At 57.8% G+C, this 249-nt stretch carries 1 protein-coding gene; it reads left to right on the top strand.

The annotated features are described in order from the left end of the window. On the top strand, positions 1-249 hold a 249-nt coding region (locus tag ACYP2A_RS26605), incomplete at both ends, for an IS110 family transposase (protein ID WP_459748919.1).

Below are 249 nucleotides of genomic sequence, written 5' to 3'. Positions count from 1 at the left end.
TTCACCCTAACTGTGCCGGGATTGATATCGGCAGCCGTGAGCATTGGGTGGCTGTAGGCTCTTCTCAGGACGGCAACGTCCGTAGCTTTTCCACCTTCACCGACGACCTGATCAAGCTGGCCGACTGGCTCGCCGGGCTCAAGATCAACGTGGTCGCGATGGAGGCCACCGGCGTTTACTGGATTCCATTGTTTGAGCTGCTTGATGCCCGTGGTTTCACGGTCTACCTGGTCAACTCGCGTTCGACTC

This window comes from Pseudomonas sp. 3A(2025) (assembly GCF_054589175.1).
This window is presented reverse-complemented; position numbering and strand designations above follow the sequence as displayed.